Source organism: Sporolactobacillus shoreae (assembly GCF_004684935.1).
GTDB classification, from domain to species: Bacteria; Bacillota; Bacilli; order Bacillales; family Sporolactobacillaceae; genus Sporolactobacillus; species Sporolactobacillus shoreae.
Genome location: NZ_SRJD01000009.1, coordinates 1 through 15,665, shown reverse-complemented (window position 1 = coordinate 15,665; position 15,665 = coordinate 1). Strand labels below are relative to the sequence as shown.

At 45.6% G+C, this 15,665-nt stretch carries 16 protein-coding genes; 10 read left to right on the top strand and 6 right to left on the bottom strand.

The features are described 5' to 3' along the window. Positions 1-101: 101 nt before the first annotated feature. On the top strand, positions 102-284 hold the full coding sequence (locus tag E4665_RS09070; protein WP_135348479.1) for a hypothetical protein: 183 nt from the start codon (positions 102-104) through the stop codon (positions 282-284). A 77-nt stretch (positions 285-361) separates the two neighbouring features. Further along, complete coding sequence (locus E4665_RS09065; RefSeq protein WP_135348478.1) at positions 362-1,654, top strand: hypothetical protein; 1,293 nt, start codon at positions 362-364, stop codon at positions 1,652-1,654. A gap of 57 nt (positions 1,655-1,711) precedes the next feature. Here the strand turns inward: E4665_RS09065 and E4665_RS09060 are convergent, their stop codons facing one another. The 3 genes from E4665_RS09060 to E4665_RS09050 all read right to left on the bottom strand — a co-directional run bounded on the left by E4665_RS09060 (position 1,712) and on the right by E4665_RS09050 (position 4,108). Continuing rightward, positions 1,712-2,029 carry a hypothetical protein gene (locus E4665_RS09060; protein ID WP_135348477.1) on the bottom strand — a complete coding sequence of 106 codons (318 nt, stop codon included), beginning with the start codon at positions 2,027-2,029 and terminating at the stop codon, positions 1,712-1,714. Between the two features lie 180 nt (positions 2,030-2,209). Next, positions 2,210-2,938, bottom strand: a complete 729-nt coding sequence (gene gpmA, locus E4665_RS09055) for a 2,3-diphosphoglycerate-dependent phosphoglycerate mutase (protein ID WP_135348476.1) — start codon at positions 2,936-2,938, stop codon at positions 2,210-2,212. A 162-nt stretch (positions 2,939-3,100) separates the two neighbouring features. Continuing rightward, complete coding sequence (locus tag E4665_RS09050) at positions 3,101-4,108, bottom strand: CotS family spore coat protein (RefSeq protein ID WP_241654783.1); 1,008 nt, start codon at positions 4,106-4,108, stop codon at positions 3,101-3,103. 408 nt (positions 4,109-4,516) lie between these two features. Between E4665_RS09050 and E4665_RS09045 the strand changes: the two genes are divergently transcribed. Genes E4665_RS09045 through E4665_RS09035 form a run of 3 tightly spaced genes read left to right on the top strand, consistent with a single transcriptional unit; the run spans position 4,517 to position 7,207 of the window. Beyond that, complete coding sequence (locus E4665_RS09045; RefSeq protein WP_135348474.1) at positions 4,517-5,650, top strand: glycosyltransferase family 4 protein; 1,134 nt, start codon at positions 4,517-4,519, stop codon at positions 5,648-5,650. 30 nt (positions 5,651-5,680) lie between these two features. Beyond that, entirely contained in the window at positions 5,681-6,745 is a 1,065-nt protein-coding gene (locus tag E4665_RS09040) for a CotS family spore coat protein (protein WP_135348473.1), read from the top strand. Next, positions 6,746-7,207, top strand: coding sequence for a hypothetical protein (locus E4665_RS09035; protein ID WP_135348472.1), 462 nt, complete (start codon positions 6,746-6,748; stop codon positions 7,205-7,207). 307 nt (positions 7,208-7,514) lie between these two features. Here the strand turns inward: E4665_RS09035 and E4665_RS09030 are convergent, their stop codons facing one another. Genes E4665_RS09030 through E4665_RS09020 form a run of 3 tightly spaced genes read right to left on the bottom strand, consistent with a single transcriptional unit; the run spans position 7,515 to position 10,926 of the window. Next, on the bottom strand, positions 7,515-8,696 hold the full coding sequence (locus E4665_RS09030) for a glycosyltransferase family 4 protein (RefSeq protein ID WP_135348471.1): 1,182 nt from the start codon (positions 8,694-8,696) through the stop codon (positions 7,515-7,517). Further along, complete coding sequence (locus E4665_RS09025) at positions 8,693-9,649, bottom strand: NAD-dependent epimerase/dehydratase family protein (RefSeq protein WP_135348470.1); 957 nt, start codon at positions 9,647-9,649, stop codon at positions 8,693-8,695. The genes E4665_RS09030 and E4665_RS09025 overlap by 4 nt, the downstream gene beginning before the upstream one ends. Continuing rightward, positions 9,646-10,926 (bottom strand): UDP-glucose dehydrogenase family protein, encoded by a 1,281-nt coding sequence (locus tag E4665_RS09020; RefSeq protein WP_135348469.1) that lies wholly within the window; start codon positions 10,924-10,926, stop codon positions 9,646-9,648. Before E4665_RS09020 ends, E4665_RS09025 begins: the two co-directional genes overlap by 4 nt. A 242-nt stretch (positions 10,927-11,168) precedes the next feature. Here E4665_RS09020 and E4665_RS09015 point away from each other — a divergent pair, with 242 nt between their 5' ends. The 5 genes from E4665_RS09015 to dhaM all read left to right on the top strand — a co-directional run bounded on the left by E4665_RS09015 (position 11,169) and on the right by dhaM (position 15,077). Next, entirely contained in the window at positions 11,169-11,669 is a 501-nt protein-coding gene (locus E4665_RS09015) for an Lrp/AsnC family transcriptional regulator (RefSeq protein ID WP_135348468.1), read from the top strand. After that, positions 11,669-12,835: an aminotransferase gene (locus tag E4665_RS09010; RefSeq protein ID WP_135348467.1), complete on the top strand. Its 1,167-nt coding sequence runs from the start codon at positions 11,669-11,671 to the stop codon at positions 12,833-12,835. The genes E4665_RS09015 and E4665_RS09010 overlap by 1 nt, the downstream gene beginning before the upstream one ends. Before the next feature lie 286 nt (positions 12,836-13,121). Next, on the top strand, positions 13,122-14,111 hold the full coding sequence (dhaK, locus tag E4665_RS09005; protein WP_135348466.1) for a dihydroxyacetone kinase subunit DhaK: 990 nt from the start codon (positions 13,122-13,124) through the stop codon (positions 14,109-14,111). 13 nt (positions 14,112-14,124) lie between these two features. Further along, complete coding sequence (gene dhaL, locus E4665_RS09000) at positions 14,125-14,709, top strand: dihydroxyacetone kinase subunit DhaL (RefSeq protein WP_135348465.1); 585 nt, start codon at positions 14,125-14,127, stop codon at positions 14,707-14,709. After that, the gene (dhaM, locus tag E4665_RS08995; RefSeq protein WP_135348464.1) at positions 14,706-15,077 is read left to right on the top strand and encodes a dihydroxyacetone kinase phosphoryl donor subunit DhaM; all 372 of its coding nucleotides are present in this window, start codon (positions 14,706-14,708) and stop codon (positions 15,075-15,077) included. The genes dhaL and dhaM overlap by 4 nt, the downstream gene beginning before the upstream one ends. Positions 15,078-15,665: the final 588 nt, after the last annotated feature.

The window sequence follows — 15,665 nt, the reverse complement described above, 5'->3', positions numbered from 1 at the left end:
TATATTTTTTACACAGTCTTGAGTTCCGATCATTTGTAAGTGACGGCCTTTACAAATTATAATAATATCAATTCAGGTGTTTGTAAGAGGGGATGAGAATCATGAATTGGCTGAAAAGGCTGGCAGCCGGGACATCTTATTCTTTTCCTTTTCAAAAACGGTGTGCCCTTTGTCGTCAGAAGAAACAGGGGATGAGAAAATACAGAAATGATGAAGGGAAAATTATTTTTATTTGTCCGACCTGTGTCGAGTATGCAGAAAGACGCGCTTTCAGAAAATTATAAGAATCAAGTTTGAGATGCCACCGACTTTCTCAGGTTGAGGCTGATCAAAACCGATCAATAAGAAGGAGATGATTTATATGACAGAAATCGGGCAGCAAAAAATATTCCCTGCGGAAAGTGCCGATATCAAACATTTTGTCTCTGGACAGAAGAGGCGAAATGATCATTATTTACACGCATCCATTCACTATGAGGGTCATGTGGATACCGGTCTGTTGAAACAGGCAGTGACAGCGACATTTCAGGCAGTTCCGCTTCTTTCCTGCAGATTTGAGGAGAATACTCAGAAGGCAGACTGGATAGAGGCTGGTTGGACTGCTGAGGATATGATAAAAGTCGTCTATACAGACGACCGGAATCAGACGATTCATGATCATCTGGTTATTAAGCTTGATGAAAAGGCGGGCCCGCAGATCCGCATCACGGTCATCCGGGATGAACAATCGGACAGTCTGGCTATTGTGCTGAACCACATGGTTTGCGATGGTGGGGGATTCAGAGACTACCTGTATCTCCTCAGTAAATGTTATTCTTTCTTTGAGGGTCATCCGGGAGTCGATAAACTCCCTTTTGAGATGCCAAGTCCTGAGAACAGAAGCATACATCAGGTATTCGATCATATGACGGGTCAACAAATGCAGGAAATATTGAACGCCACGCTTCATTCATTTCCGCAATCGGACCTTGATCATCTTCCATTGACGGGTAATGAAGACAACCCATTCATCATCACACACAGAGTCAGCGCGGAACGGTTTAACACAATAAAAAACTATGCGAAGGAACACGGGGCCACGATTAATGATGCGTTATTTGCCGCTTATATCTGTGCATTGTCAGATGCGCTGAAGGGTGAAAGAATCGTTCTCGATTGCCCAGTCAATATCCGTGCCTTTCTTCCCAAGGACTATCTGCCTGGTATATGTAACTTAACCTCGAATATCATTTGTGCGGTTCCACGAAAGAGCGGGATATCCTTTGATGAGTCACTGTCCTTAGTAAAAAGGGTGATGGATGAACAAAAGGAAAGTTTGGAGCCACTGAAAGTTTATTGGGAGTTGGAAAAGGCATACGAAACGCTGCCGCTTGAGGAAGCAAAGAAAAAATTCCCCGAAATATACAGGATACCGTTGAATGGTCTGACGAATATAGGTATCCTGGATAAGGAAAGTTTAAAATTAGGCAAATTAGATCCTATAGATGCTTACATCTCCGGTTCAGTGAAATACAAGCCATATTTTCAGATTGCCGTAACTACCTTTTGCAAAGCGATGACGTTCAGCACAAATTTCCATGGCACTCAAAGTGATTATGAGTGGCTGGATCACTTTGTCCATCGGATGATCAGTTATTTTCCTGAACCCGGTTAAATTCATCATCAAAATAGAAAGAGGGTTTCCGCCTTTACAATTCGGCTGGAAGCCTTTTTAATTTACTGAGTGATAAAGGGCTCGAGCCTGACTACTGATATCAACGCGGTCCACACCTGATAACAGTTGTGGCGATTCTTCATTCTGACCGGCTGTTTTTAGCTGAAGATCGTTAATCTGACGATCTACAGAAACGATATTTGCCTGAATATTGCTGATGGCTTCGTTCGTCGTATTAGAGTTCTTCTCGTGCTGAAGCGTTTGAATATTATTGAGCAGCGAATGTTTTTCCTGCCTTAAAGCGTTCAACTGCCCGTAGCTGTTAGTCAGATGTTTACCAGTTGAAATAACCGTTGTTACCTGAGCTATTGGCATGAATCATCGCCTCTTTTCCAGATTATTTAACCTTATTATAGGATCCTGGCAAGATTGAAAAAGGGACTATTTTCCTTTTTTGACATGAAAATAAGGAAACACCGACTTTAGTCCTCTAAGTCGGTGTTTCCTTACTTTCTTTAAAATGGAGGTGTCATCTGGAAAAATGGTTCGCAGGTTTTAATTCGCAGAAACTTCTGCATTGGATTGTGGATCAAAGGCAGCCGATAACTCCTGTTTTGATACGATGCCCATTTTTTCGTCAAATTCATAGACCACCGGGATACCCGTCGGGATATCGACCTTGATAATAGCCTCATCCGAGATGTTTTCCAGATACTTAACCAGAGCGCGCAATGTATTCCTGTGACTGACAACCAAGACATTTTCGCCACTCATAAGGTGGGGGGCAATCTGATCGCTCCAGCAAGGCAGCACGCGGTCAAGTGTTGTTTTCAGACTTTCGCCACCGGGAAGAAGACGCGGATCGACATGGGCATACCGGTGATCGTGGCAAGGATGACGCGGATCGTCGGTTTCCAGCATGGGGGGCAGCGCATCATAGCTTTTCCGCCATCTATTGACGAGTTCGTGACCCCGCTTGTCGGCGGTTTCTGCTTTGTTCAGACGCTGAAGTGCGCCGTAGCTCCGCTCATTCAAACGCCAGGTTTTATCAACTGGGAGCCATTCCTGGCCGATCTCATCGAGTATGTACTGCATGGATTTGATTGAACGCTTGAGGACGGAAGTAAAACCGGCAGTGAATTGAATCTCAGTCTGCCTGATTCGTCGTCCCGCTTCTTTCGCTTCCTCAATGCCCTTCTCAGTCAGCGCTATGTCTTCCCATCCAGAAAAAAGATTGGATTTGTTATATTCACTTTCACCGTGTCTGACAATTACAAGCTTCATGATCTCTTCCTCCGCGTGAAATAGTAAATCCGGGGTCTCGTCCTGCATCCGTTTTTTGCTAACTTGAAACGTTCTTTCTGTTCCTCAGTATACTTCATCAAAAATATTTTTCCAAATAATAAAAAGATCAGGACTCATAAACGGGTCTTGATCTCCTCAGTATTATTTAAGATTGTTAATCAAACTGGTTATCTTATCGCTCTTTTGCTGCTCGTATTCAAGGGCGTGCATCAATTCTTCCACGACCAATTCATTCTTCCTCCCATATTTTTCATTCGCTGTTTCATATAGTTCGTATGGGAAGAGCATATCAGTAAACATTACTTTCTTTTGATCATCGGTCAGTGGTGAAACCGTTTCATAGGCAGAAAGCATCGTGTCGAAGAGTTCCTGATCCCATTCTCCCTGATCACCCATCAAGGGTATAATGACTTTTCTCAAATCGCGAATGGGGAGGTCAAATGTGGTTGTGTCAAGATCAATAATCCAGATCTGATCCTCCGAAAGGAGTGTATTGCCCGTTCCATAATCCTGATGGCAAAGGCTGGGCTTTGTCTTGCACTCTGAAACCCACTCCGGATAATAGGATGCATTAAGCTTTTTCAACACATCTCTTCCAAATTCAATGTGATGATCGATTTCAGTTAGATAAAGCTGTGAAAAGGGGTCATCCGGCATACTTTCAGCAATCAGTTTCCAGGATTCCATTTGCTGGCAGCGTTTCGTATAATGTTTTGGCCACTTTCCAAGCTTCGTGAACACTGGAACCCCTTCAGGGGGCATATAGCCGACAGAATCCAAATGATATTGAGCCAGACCCTTCATGATCCATTCCTGATCTTCACGTAAGGTTAAATCAAATGGGTTTCCGATAATCCAGTCGTAAACAACAAAGAGAAACGGACCTTGCTTCGTATACAGGTTTCCTTCTTTATTCGGAATAATTCCGGGAACCCGGGATCCCTTTTTCGCCAGGTAATCTTGCGCGTATATGGAGAATAAGGCCTTTTTTTCCGGGCGGTGGATACGTTTAAGACAGAGCGGTCCGCGCTCGGTGGCCAGCTTCCAGACAATCGCCATCTGTCCGCCCTGAATGAGTTCAATCTCCTGTACGGCGATATCCCAGTTATCCATCATGGAAGAGGCCAGCTGTTTCAGTTTTTCAACCATCTCCGGACTTAGTTCTGCTTCTTCTTTTTCTTCATTATCTTTTTGCTCCTCTGATCGAAGCTCCTTTTCCTTCAATTTTTTTCCGTAGTTAGAGTTCTTGTTGCGCTGCTCAGATTTAATCGCTTCAGCCCCCAGATCAGTACTTTTCAGCTCAATCGAGCTAAAGGTCAGAAGTGGTGCATTCGGTTTGTTCATCACTTTCCCTCCAGTTCAGGGTTATATAGCTAATTTATGGCTGCAGCAGGGTATGTGCCAATCTAAACCAGCCGGAATCGATAAATAGGCGGATGAACTTAGTTTTTCAGCCCGTTTTTTATTAGATAAAAGTGACTTCGCACAAGAACCGGAAGTTGCCCGTATCATAATTGATGAGGCATATTCATAACGCGTAATGAAAGGAGGAGTCTTATGGATATTGCGATGATTGCGACAGAAAAACTGCCTGTTCCGGCCATCAGGGGCGGTGCCATCCAGATCTATCTTCAGTCGTCGGCAGAGATTATTGCAGAATCCCACCAAGTCACTGTTTTTTCAATCAAGGATTCCAGTCTGGCGGAGAATGAAACGAAAAATGGCGTTCACTATATCCGGATTGATGAGGCTGATTACCTGGCAGGTCTGGTAAAGCAGTTGGAGGCTCATCATTTTAATATTGTTCATTTATGTAATCGCCCGGCATGGATTGAGAGGTTGAAAGCTGCGTCACCGGACAGCAAATTCGTGCTCAGCGTCCATAATGAAATGTTCTCAGAAAGCAAAATGACCAGAGAAGAAGGCGAAAAATGTATTCAGGCCGTTTCAAAAATAGTGACAGTCAGCGATTTTATCCGGCAGACGATAAGCAAAAGATTTCCTGATGCCGCCGAAAAAATCGAAACCGTGTACTCGGGAGTGGATCTGAATGCCTATCATCCAGCTTGGACGGATGAAGGCGGAAGAATCCGACGAGTGATGCGTGAAAAGGCAGGATTAAATGAAAAGAAAAAAGTCATTCTGTTTGTCGGACGGTTAAGCAAGGTGAAGGGGCCTCATATACTGCTTCAGGCGATACCCGAAATAGCGCGGGAACATCCGGACGCGATGTTTGTTTTTGTCGGCTCCAAATGGTTTGGCGATGATCAGGTTAATAACTACGTGAAACATCTGTATACACTTGGCGCAATGCATCCGGAACATGTGACTTTTATCAAATTTGTCAGGCCGCAGGTTATTCCTTATTTCTACACCATGTCTGATCTTTTTGTCTGCAGTTCGCAGTGGCAGGAACCACTGGCGCGTGTTCATTATGAAGCGATGGCAGCCGGACTACCGATTATCACGACGAATCGAGGAGGCAATACAGAAGTCATTGATAACGGAAAAAATGGGATCATCATTAATGAATTTGATCATCCCCATGAATACGCCCGTGTCATCAACGAATTGCTAAGCGACGTGCAGAAGCGGGAAGAACTGGGCAGAAATGGAAGGCGTCTTGCCGAAACAAAATATGGCTGGAAACGCGTGGCAGAAAACCTGCTTGATGCTTATCAGAACGCCTGAATGTGAGACACATGAAAAGGAGGTAAACCTTTGAACAAAGAAAAATACGCGGAAAGTCTCGTAAAGAATCACGAAGATCTGGAAAAAGTTTTACGCTACTATCCGATTAAGCCCGAAACTATAAAATTGCTCTCATCGCGAAGTGGTAGATCAAAGTGGCTGATAGGAACAGCGAACGGGAATTTTTTTCTCCGTCAGGAATACATTAACCCGAAACGGATGCTGTTCATCGCGGGAGCACACTGGCATCTGCAGAATAACGGTCTCCCAATTGCACAACTGATTCCGACCCGGAGCGGGGGACTCTGCTTATCCGGTGGGGATCATATTTATATTTTATATGAAGCGCATGAGGGGGATCCGGTCCTTTACTATGATCAGAGTCACATGACCCAGGCGATGGCCTTCGCGGCAAAATTCCATCTGGCTTCAAGGGGCTATATCCCTGTCGATGGGAGCAAGAAGCGGACACGTACCGGGAAATGGCATAAATTGTATCGATGGAAGCTTCAGGAACTGGAAGATAATAAGAAGCTCGCCCAGGATGACCCGGGTGATGAATTTTCACGGCTTTTTCTGGAACATGTCGATCAAATGCTGACTCGTGGGTATGCGGCGCTCAACGAACTGAATTCCCAGGAACTGGCAGAGTGGACACACGAAACGATTGAATCCGGCATGTTCTGTCAACAGGATTTCACAATGGCCCGAATGATCTTAAAAAATGAACAGGTATTTATGAAAGATCTGCATTCCGTCACGATTGATCTCCCGGCAAGAGATCTAAGAATTCTTCTGAACAAAATCATGAAAAAGCTGGCGGTATGGGATCAGGATCTGGCATGCCGGATGCTTCGCGCTTACGATCAGGTAAATCCATTGACTGAAACCCAATACAGTGTTCTGTGGACGGATTTAAAGTTTCCTCACATGTTCTGCGCGATGGCCCACAAATACTTCCTGGGGCAAAAAGAATCATGGGGTGATGAAAAATACCTGATGAATTTCCGCAATGTGATTTCCGTGGAGGAATCAAAGCAAGCTTTTCTTGATCAGTTTGATAAGAACCTTCGTGTCATAAAGGGGGCTGATTAGTTGGCAAAACAAGTGGACCTTGATGAAATCGACATTCCTAAAGTCGATCTTGGCGAATACCGCTTTTCCCCGCCTAGTTCTATGGGGTGGAGTGCCGCTGAGTATGAAAAATTACTGAACAATCCGGAGGAGGGGATCCAGAAAGAGACATTTTCCCCACCCGAAGTGCCGCAAACCACATTAACCGAGCTTTCTTTATCGGATGATCGCCGGGTTTCAATTTCTCTAGACAATGTTCCTAAAGATAAAGAAGATGGATCTTTGAATGAAGTAACAGTAGAACCAACTGAAAAAGAGGAAGTACACGAAAAAAAGGCTGAGAAAAGTGAAAATCAGGAAAAGAAAGAACCATCTGCGGAAGAAAAAGCACCCGCCGATGATTATATAATCAGTGAAAATCCTCCGGCAAAACCATGGCTTGCAAAGAGACTTAGTGTATTTACATTAAAGGATTCTGAATAGATGGAAAAGGAGGCTGTTCACGGCCCTCCTTTTTTAAAAGATAAGAAAAAATGATCGATGGACTCAATCTGCTGAATATACATTTGGACTCAGACACGGAGGTGCGAGACGCCTGCGGGACAGCGAGCCAAGTGAGACCCCACAGTGAGGGTCACGAGTGAGGAGGCTCACGGATCGCCCGCGGCAAGCGAACAACCGAAGCGTCGCCGGAAGAAGGCAAAACAATGCATATCACGGGTTTTTAGGACTGGGCGATTTTTGCCCGGTTTTTCTTAGCATTCCATTCACTTTCTCTTACACTCTATCTTCAAAATAGATTCTCCGCTTGAAAATTTGTGGAAGATTCTTCATGAGTTTGGCAAGCCCGCAAGTAAACACTTTCAAGACGTTTGGCGACCTGACTGAACTGATGAAGAGAAGCGGCCTGTTTTCGTCCATTATGAGCCATCATTTTAGCTGCATAACCGTTTGAAAACAAAAAATCAATTGCGTCTGCAAAGGCTCCAGACGATTGATAATTGTTCAGCACCAGGCCATTCTGCTTATGAGTTACGACTTCGCTGTTTCCGCCGCGGTTGGTTGTAATGATCGGTATTCCGGCAGCCATCGCCTCATACTGAACGCGTGCCAGCGGCTCCTGCCATTGTGAGCTGCAGACGAAAAGATCGGCCATAGCAAATAAGTCAGGAATATGTTGGGAGGGAACGTACCCCATAAAAAACACATGATTACCCAAGGGTTTAGCAAGTTTTCGTAAATAGTGCACATATTGATTCATCCCATTATCACTGAACCATTTACCCCCGGCAATCACAAGAACGGCATTTGGGTAATCTTCAATGATTTGTTTCATCGCCTTGATTAACAAATGCGGACCTTTGGCAGGATTTAGTCTTCCGACAAAAAGGATCACTTTTTTGTCTTCAAGATGGCATTTGTGCCTCAAAGTGTCTCGGATTTTTTTCCCTTCGATGGTCCACGAAGGATGAAACAGGCCGAGGTCAATACCCGAATAGACAATTTCAAGTTTCGATTCGGCTTCCGGAAATCGGCTTACTACAGTTTCACTAATGTAGCGGCTGACGGTCATGATTTTGTCAACACTTCCAATGGCAGCGTGACCCATTTGAGAGCTAATTTTATTCGGACTGAACATCTCATTATGCAGACTCAGGACAAAATGGCTTTTGGGAGAGGCAGCCTTATATTGGGATAAATACACAGGGCGGTTGAACACATGGACAAGATCAAATTCGTGACGGGCCAATTCGGACTTTACCAGGTCTGAATAGTTCTTTCTAGGAAATCTCAGATAATGTACGTTATCTCTTATTTCATGATCGGGAAGTTGAGGATCGGTGATTGAGAAAATACTCAAGTCATTATTGGAAGAAAGATAGGGTGAAATTCCGTCAATCATAATCTGTATGGCTCCGCCTCTGATGGCTGGCGAGGGCAGCTTTTCCGTACACACAAATGCCAGCTTCATGGTTTGTGCTCCTTATATAAATGCTTTAGATCCGCAATTTCTTTGGCTAAACCTGTTTTCAGGGAAACTCTGGGCTGATAGTTTAACAGATTCTTTGCTTTGTCAATATCCGCCCATGTATGTTTCGGTTCACCCTTGGGTTCCCCGGAAAAATTTATGTTTACCTTTTTTCTAAAATAACCTTCGAGAAGGGTCAGTATTTCAAGAACAGAAGCGCGCTCAAGTCCGCCGATATTGATTGTTTCGCCGATCACGTTTTTCGCGTAGAGGACAGAGACGGTGCCTTCCACACAGTCACTGATAAACGTAAAGTCCCGAGTCTGTTTCCCGTCTCCATAAACCGGAACGGGCTGATCCTCTATAATATTCCGGATAAAACGATGGAACGCCATATCCGGGCGCTGACGGGGGCCGTATACTGTAAAATAGCGCAGAATGACAATTGGGATGCCCTCATTTTTATAATAGACACGGCAGAGGTGCTCTCCTGAAAGTTTGCTGACCCCATAGGGCGAGAGAGGCTGCGGAATTGAGGATTCAGGCACTTTTCCATGCTTTTCACCGTAAACCGAAGAAGTCGAGATGTAGATGAACTTCTTCAGGCTCCGACCGCGGCAGGCTTCCAGAAGTCTCTGGGTAGCGAGAATATTATTTTCCACATATTGATTGAAGTCGCTTCCCCAGCTGGAACGGACACCAGGCATGCCGGCGAGGTGATAGACGACATCCACATCCTGAAGCAATGGGTCAAGATCGGCCGTTTGAAGATTAATCGGGTAAAATTGAAAGCGAGAATCTTCAAATTCAATCAGATGGTTTAGATTGCGCAGCCGGAGCTTCTTTTCGTTAATCAGGCCATCGATCCCGACAACCTGATGATTTTCATCCTGAAGCAGCCGTTCGCAGAGATGGGAACCGATAAATCCTGCTGCTCCGGTAACCAATATTCTCATTGACGGGCCACCCCCTGATAGATGAGTCCATACGACCGGACAATGCCGGGATCCACAAAATTCCTACAGTCAAGAAATAGCGTGCCTCTCATTAGTTTTTTTACGCGGTTCCAATCGGGTGATCTAAATTCGTCCCATTCTGTAGCAAGAACGAGGGCATCCGAATTTTTTACAGAATCGTACATATCTTTGTGACTGGTTACATCAGCCCGGTTCAGTTTGGCTACTGGATCATAAACATGGATACTGCTGCCATGATCAATTAATTTTTCTATAAGCCTAACGGATTGCGAGCTGCGCAAGTCATCTGTACCCGGCTTAAAAGCGGCACCCCAGACTGTGATTTGTTTCCCCTTCAAATCTTTCAGACTGCTTTCAAGTTTCTCAAGATAAAAGTCAGCCTGCGTTTCATTGATGTTCCTGACAGCGAGCAGTAGTGAAGGTTCCCGTCCCTTCTCTGAAGCCGCGGACACAAGTGAACTTAGATCTTTTGGAAAGCACGAGCCTCCGTAGCCAAGCCCCGCCTGAAGAAAATACTTACCGATCCGTGGATCTTCTGACAGACCGCGTTGGATATCTTTGATGTCCGCTCCAAAGGCGTCACAGATTCTCGCAATTTCATTAATAAACGAAATTTTTGTAGCTAAAAAAGCATTGGACGCGTATTTGATCAACTCGGCTCCGGTCAGATTTGTTTCAATGACAGGTGCTTTGATCTTCTGGTAGAGCGAGCGGACCAAAAGGGACGCTTCCCTTCGTTTCGCACCAATAACAATGCGGTGTGGATGGAAGGAGTCATGAACAGCCGTTCCTTCCTTGAGAAACTCTGGATTTGAAACCACATCGAAAGATCCGGGATCAAGACCTTTTTCAGTCAGCACCTGACAGATCCATTCATTTGTTCCCGGGGGGACAGTACTTTTTGTAATAATCGTTTTATGTGAATGCGCGTGTGCTGCAATTCGTTCAACGATATTTTTAATAAAAGTCAGGTCTGTACTTCCATTTGCAAGCGGTGGAGTCCCAACGGCAATAAGGATCACCGGATGGTTCTCGATTCCGGACACCGTGTCAGTTGAAAAAAGTAATCTACCGGCCTTGGTATTTGAAACAACGAGTTCAGCCAGTCCCTCTTCATAAATGGGAATTTCTCCATTCAGAAGCATTGCAATTTTTCCTTCGTTAAAATCCACACAAGTCACCTGATGACCGAGATCAGCAAGTACGGCTGAAGTGGTCAGACCGACATACCCGGCGCCAATCACACCTATTTTCATCAAAACTTCCCCCATATCTGCCCGCTGTTCCTGTAAACGGCTTTCCGCTTTTTTACATATTATTCCGGGTTAGGCACGGGGCAAGTTGTCCCTTCAGAAACAGGCTTTTTCAAATCTGGCCAGAACGGTAGCTTCTTACTTGTATATGAATATATTCTTAATTTAACGTTTTCACACCGTTCATGAAGTAATATAATAACTGTAATGTTCTTATGAACAGTGAGCCTGAGAGGAGAGATTTGATGAAACTGACTGCTACTGAAATTGAAATTGCGGAAATTCTTGAAAAAGACGCCCGTCTGACGAACGAAGATGTCGCCAAAATGACTAATCTGAGTATCGAACAGACACGGGAGATTATAAAGAAGCTTGAAGATCAGAATGTGATCGTCCGTTATGTCTCTCTTGTTGACTGGACTAAAATTGACGGCCATCAAGGCGTGACAGCAATGATTGATGTTAAGGTAACTCCGAAGAGAGATGTCGGTTTCCAGAATGTTGCAGAACGGATCTACCGGCACAGTGAGGTCAAGTCGGTGTATTTGATGTCCGGGACTTATGACCTCTCCGTTGTTGTAGAGGGACATTCAGTAAATGAGGTCGCCCATTTTGTCACTCAGAAGCTTTCAACAATCGATGGCGTTATCTCAACAACAACACATTTTGTACTGAAAAAGTATAAGCATGACGGAACGATCTATGATTCAAATGATAAAGATAAACGAATTGTGGTGTCACCGTGATGGAACTGAAAACGAGCTATCTGGCGAAACATGTCAGAAACCTTCAGCCGTCCGGAATCAGGAAGTTTTTTGATGCAACCGCCGGAATGACAGGTGTGATCTCACTGGGTGTTGGGGAACCGGATTTTGTCACCCCGTGGAATGTGCGTGAAGCAGCGATTCTTTCACTGGAAGACGGCTATACGTCCTATACCGCAAATGCCGGACTTCCGGCACTTCGGGAAGAGATCGCCAAGTATATCGAAAATTATTTTTGCGTGACCTATAGTCCGGACTCGGAGATCATCGTGACTGTTGGCGCAAGCGAAGCGATTGACATTGCATTGCGGGCGATTCTTGATCCCGGAGATGAAGTTCTGGTTGTCGAGCCTTGCTTTGTTTCTTACGCGCCGCTCGTAACGCTGGCTGGCGGAGTTGCCGTTATTGTACAAACGAAGAGGGAAAATGAGTTCAAGGTGACGGCTGAAGAGCTGGAAGAGGCGGTTACCGACCGTACTAAAGCCATCCTTATTTGCTCGCCGAATAATCCGACGGGGGCCATGCTCAGCAAAAATGAAATGGAAAAAGTCGCTGCTGTGGCCAAGGACAATGATCTGCTGATTCTTTCTGACGAAATCTATGCCGAACTGGTCTATGATGAATTGTACACCAGTTTTGCCGCTTTGGACGACACGCGGGAACGCACGATCCTTGTCAGCGGCTTTTCAAAGGATTTGGCTATGACTGGCTGGCGTCTTGGATTCGTCTGCGGTCCTGAAGAAATCATCAAGGGCATGCTGAAAATTCATCAATACGCCATCATGTGCGCGTCAACTATGGCTCAATATGCCGGACTTGAAGGCCTGAAATCCGGGCGGAAGGACGTCAAAGAAATGAGAAAAAGTTACCGCCAGCGACGTAACTTTATTGTTCAATCGCTGAACGAAATGGGGCTGCCTTGCCCTAACCCGGAGGGAGCGTTTTACACGTTCCCTTGCGTTGAATCGACCGGACTCAGTTCGGAAGAATTCGCAACAAAACTCCTTCAGACTGAAAAAGTCGTCGTTGTTCCGGGCAATGCCTTCGGGGCAGGAGGGGAAGGCTTTGTCCGCTGTTCCTACGCTACGTCTATGGCGCAGCTGCAGGAAGCCATGACACGTGTGAAGCGGTTTGTCGACAACCTTTGATCTGCGAAAGGAAAGTATTAGAATAGCGCATCTTTAAGCCCTGTCTGATGTATGTGTGGGGTTACCTAAAGGGATTAACGTGAAAAAGTGGCTGGATTAAACTGAATGCTTTCAGGTCATCTCATAATTTTCAATGATCCCGGATATTTTTTGTCCGGGAATATTTTTGCTTTTCTTTTTTCTTTAAAATTGTGTAAATAAGGTTTATAGAGATGGACTTGTAAACGATTACACATTAAGATTAAGGTGTATTGTTATTTGGGAAGAGCGAGAGGGGTGTTGTCAGATGAAAAAAATCATCAATAAACCGGAAGATGTCGTGGATCAGATGATTGACGGGCTGATTTTCGGAAGCGAAGATCTGATCGAACGCATTCCGGGAACAAATGTTATCCTGAATAAACAGCTGTCTAAGGGGAAGGTTGCTCTTGTCAGCGGAGGCGGTAGCGGTCATGAACCGACGCATGCCGGCTTTGTCGGACCGGGAATGTTGGCGGCAGCCGTATGCGGGCAGGTGTTCACTTCACCGGCACCTGACCAGATCCTAGAAGCGATCAAACAGGCGGATCAGGGTGCGGGTGTACTTTTGGTCATCAAGAACTATTCGGGAGATATCATGAATTTCGAAATGGCTGAAGAACTGGCGGCAATGGACGAGATCGAGGTTGATCACATTGTCGTCGATGATGATATAGCCGTCGAGGACAGTACCTACACCGCCGGGAGACGCGGTGTTGCCGGAACCATTCTTGTTCATAAAATCATTGGTGCAGCCGCAGAATCGGGTCTGTCATTGAAAGAATTGAAAGCGCTTGCTGATCAGGTGATTCCGTCAATCAAGACGATCGGTGTGGCGTTATCAGCAGGTACTGTCCCGGAATCTGGAAAACCAGGGTTTGAGCTTGAAGACAACGAGATGGAATACGGAGTTGGTATTCATGGCGAACCCGGCTATCGGCGGGAACCGATCAAGCCCTCAAGAGAAATTGCCGAGGAGCTAACCGACCAACTCCGAAAGGCCTTTCAATGGAAGGCGGGAGATTGTTATGGAATTCTGGTGAACGGACTTGGTGCGACACCTTTAATGGAGCAGTATATTTTTGCAAATGACGTGGCTCAGCTTCTGAAGTCCGAGCAGATTGAGCTGCCATTCAGAAAAATCGGGAGTTACATGACCTCGCTTGATATGGCAGGTCTCTCCCTGACATTAATTCAACTGAAGGATGACCATTGGTTGGACTGGCTGAATGCGCCGGCTCGGACAACGGCTTGGTAAGGAGGGATCAAGCATGTTAACTGTTGAAAGTACGATCAAATGGCTCAATCTTTTTTCTGAAAAAGTTGAGAAAAATAAGGACTATCTGAGTGAACTTGATCAGGCAATTGGTGACGGGGATCATGGTGCCAACATGGCGAGAGGCGTTGCCGCGATGAATGAAGCCCTGAGTAACAAATCGTTTGACAGTATCCAGGATGTCCTTAAAACAGCCGCTATGGCTTTGCTCAGCAAAATCGGCGGAGCCTCAGGTCCGTTGTATGGCTCCGCTTTAATCGCCATGGCCAAACAGGCAGGCGAGGATCGGTCTGACTTAGCGTCAATCATACAGGCGGGTTCGGATGGCATTCAGAAGCGCGGCAAAGCTGAACCAGGCGATAAGACGATGGTTGATGTCTGGGTACCGGTTGTCAATGCTCTGAAGAACAACAAACTTTCCGCGGATATCATAAAAAAGGCAGTTCAAGACACAGAACCCCTGAAAGCGAAAAAGGGACGCGCTTCTTACCTTGGTGACCGCTCGATCGGTCACATTGATCCCGGATCCATGTCGAGCGGCTATTTGTTTGAAACGTTGATTGAAGGCGATACGTTATGAGTGAATACGGCGTTCTGCTTGTATCCCACGTTTCAGAAATTGTTGAAGGTCTGACGGCATTGCTTAAAGAAGTGGCCAGCGATGTATCCATCACATCAGCAGGCGGCACTGACGACGGCGGAATTGGAAGCAGTTTTGATAAAGTCCAAGCGGCTGTCGAAGCGAATCAGTCGGGTAAAATTCTCGCTTTTTATGACTTGGGCAGCTCCAAGATGAATTTGGAAATGGTGAAAGAAGTGACAGACAAAGAGATAACATTGTTTGACACTGCGTTTATCGAAAGTGCATATACTGCCTCTGCTTTGCTGCAAGCAGGTGTACCGATTGAGGAAATTAAAAAGCAGCTGGAGCCATTAAAAATAAAGTAAAATATGAACGACTGAGTTAAAAAAGCGGATCCTGATCGATCTGCTTTTTTTGGTGCGCCCGGCATGGACGACAGCTTGGCGGTGAAAGTCCGCTACAGGCTTGGCAGTAGGAACTGTTAGCTAAGGGCAAGGGTGTCCATCGTGAGGTGGAATCTGAAGGAAGCCGGAGGCAAACTTCTGGACTGATGAACAAGAACTGCATACGAAGGCTGACTTGAGACGGATAAGCCTGCCAAACAAGGTGAAATCCAATACTGCCCGAACCTCAACCAGTAAATGCAGCAGTCACATGGAAGGAAAGCGGTCGTTCTTACCCGGGGAGATCTTACAGGGGCTTCCGACAAGAGGAAAGCAACTTTCCACAGAAGCAACTGAGTCAGTGATGATTCGGTGAACTGTAAGAAGTCAGCAGATGCCATAGTAGTCCAACAGGACGAAGGGCTGAACAATAGTACTCTCAGAAACAGAGGAGGTGTGAGCGATGCGACAATCACAGACAACATCAAACGATGACTCTCTTTCGGAGAATAGAGTGGAACTCGAAGGAAAGAAAGAAGTGTGTAGCACCGCTTGCGGTGAACCTGAAAG

Coding starts and splice junctions, on each gene's coding strand:
- E4665_RS09065 (WP_135348478.1), top strand. CDS start 362: ATGACAGAAATCGGGCAGCAAAAAATATTCCCTGCGGAAAGTGCCGAT.
- E4665_RS09015 (WP_135348468.1), top strand. CDS start 11,169: ATGAAACTGACTGCTACTGAAATTGAAATTGCGGAAATTCTTGAAAAA.
- E4665_RS09070 (WP_135348479.1), top strand. CDS start 102: ATGAATTGGCTGAAAAGGCTGGCAGCCGGGACATCTTATTCTTTTCCT.
- E4665_RS09045 (WP_135348474.1), top strand. CDS start 4,517: ATGGATATTGCGATGATTGCGACAGAAAAACTGCCTGTTCCGGCCATC.
- E4665_RS09010 (WP_135348467.1), top strand. CDS start 11,669: ATGGAACTGAAAACGAGCTATCTGGCGAAACATGTCAGAAACCTTCAG.
- dhaM (WP_135348464.1), top strand. CDS start 14,706: ATGAGTGAATACGGCGTTCTGCTTGTATCCCACGTTTCAGAAATTGTT.
- gpmA (WP_135348476.1), bottom strand. CDS start 2,938: ATGAAGCTTGTAATTGTCAGACACGGTGAAAGTGAATATAACAAATCC.
- E4665_RS09030 (WP_135348471.1), bottom strand. CDS start 8,696: ATGAAGCTGGCATTTGTGTGTACGGAAAAGCTGCCCTCGCCAGCCATC.
- E4665_RS09020 (WP_135348469.1), bottom strand. CDS start 10,926: ATGAAAATAGGTGTGATTGGCGCCGGGTATGTCGGTCTGACCACTTCA.
- dhaL (WP_135348465.1), top strand. CDS start 14,125: ATGTTAACTGTTGAAAGTACGATCAAATGGCTCAATCTTTTTTCTGAA.
- E4665_RS09060 (WP_135348477.1), bottom strand. CDS start 2,029: ATGCCAATAGCTCAGGTAACAACGGTTATTTCAACTGGTAAACATCTG.
- dhaK (WP_135348466.1), top strand. CDS start 13,122: ATGAAAAAAATCATCAATAAACCGGAAGATGTCGTGGATCAGATGATT.
- E4665_RS09050 (WP_241654783.1), bottom strand. CDS start 4,108: ATGGTTGAAAAACTGAAACAGCTGGCCTCTTCCATGATGGATAACTGG.
- E4665_RS09025 (WP_135348470.1), bottom strand. CDS start 9,649: ATGAGAATATTGGTTACCGGAGCAGCAGGATTTATCGGTTCCCATCTC.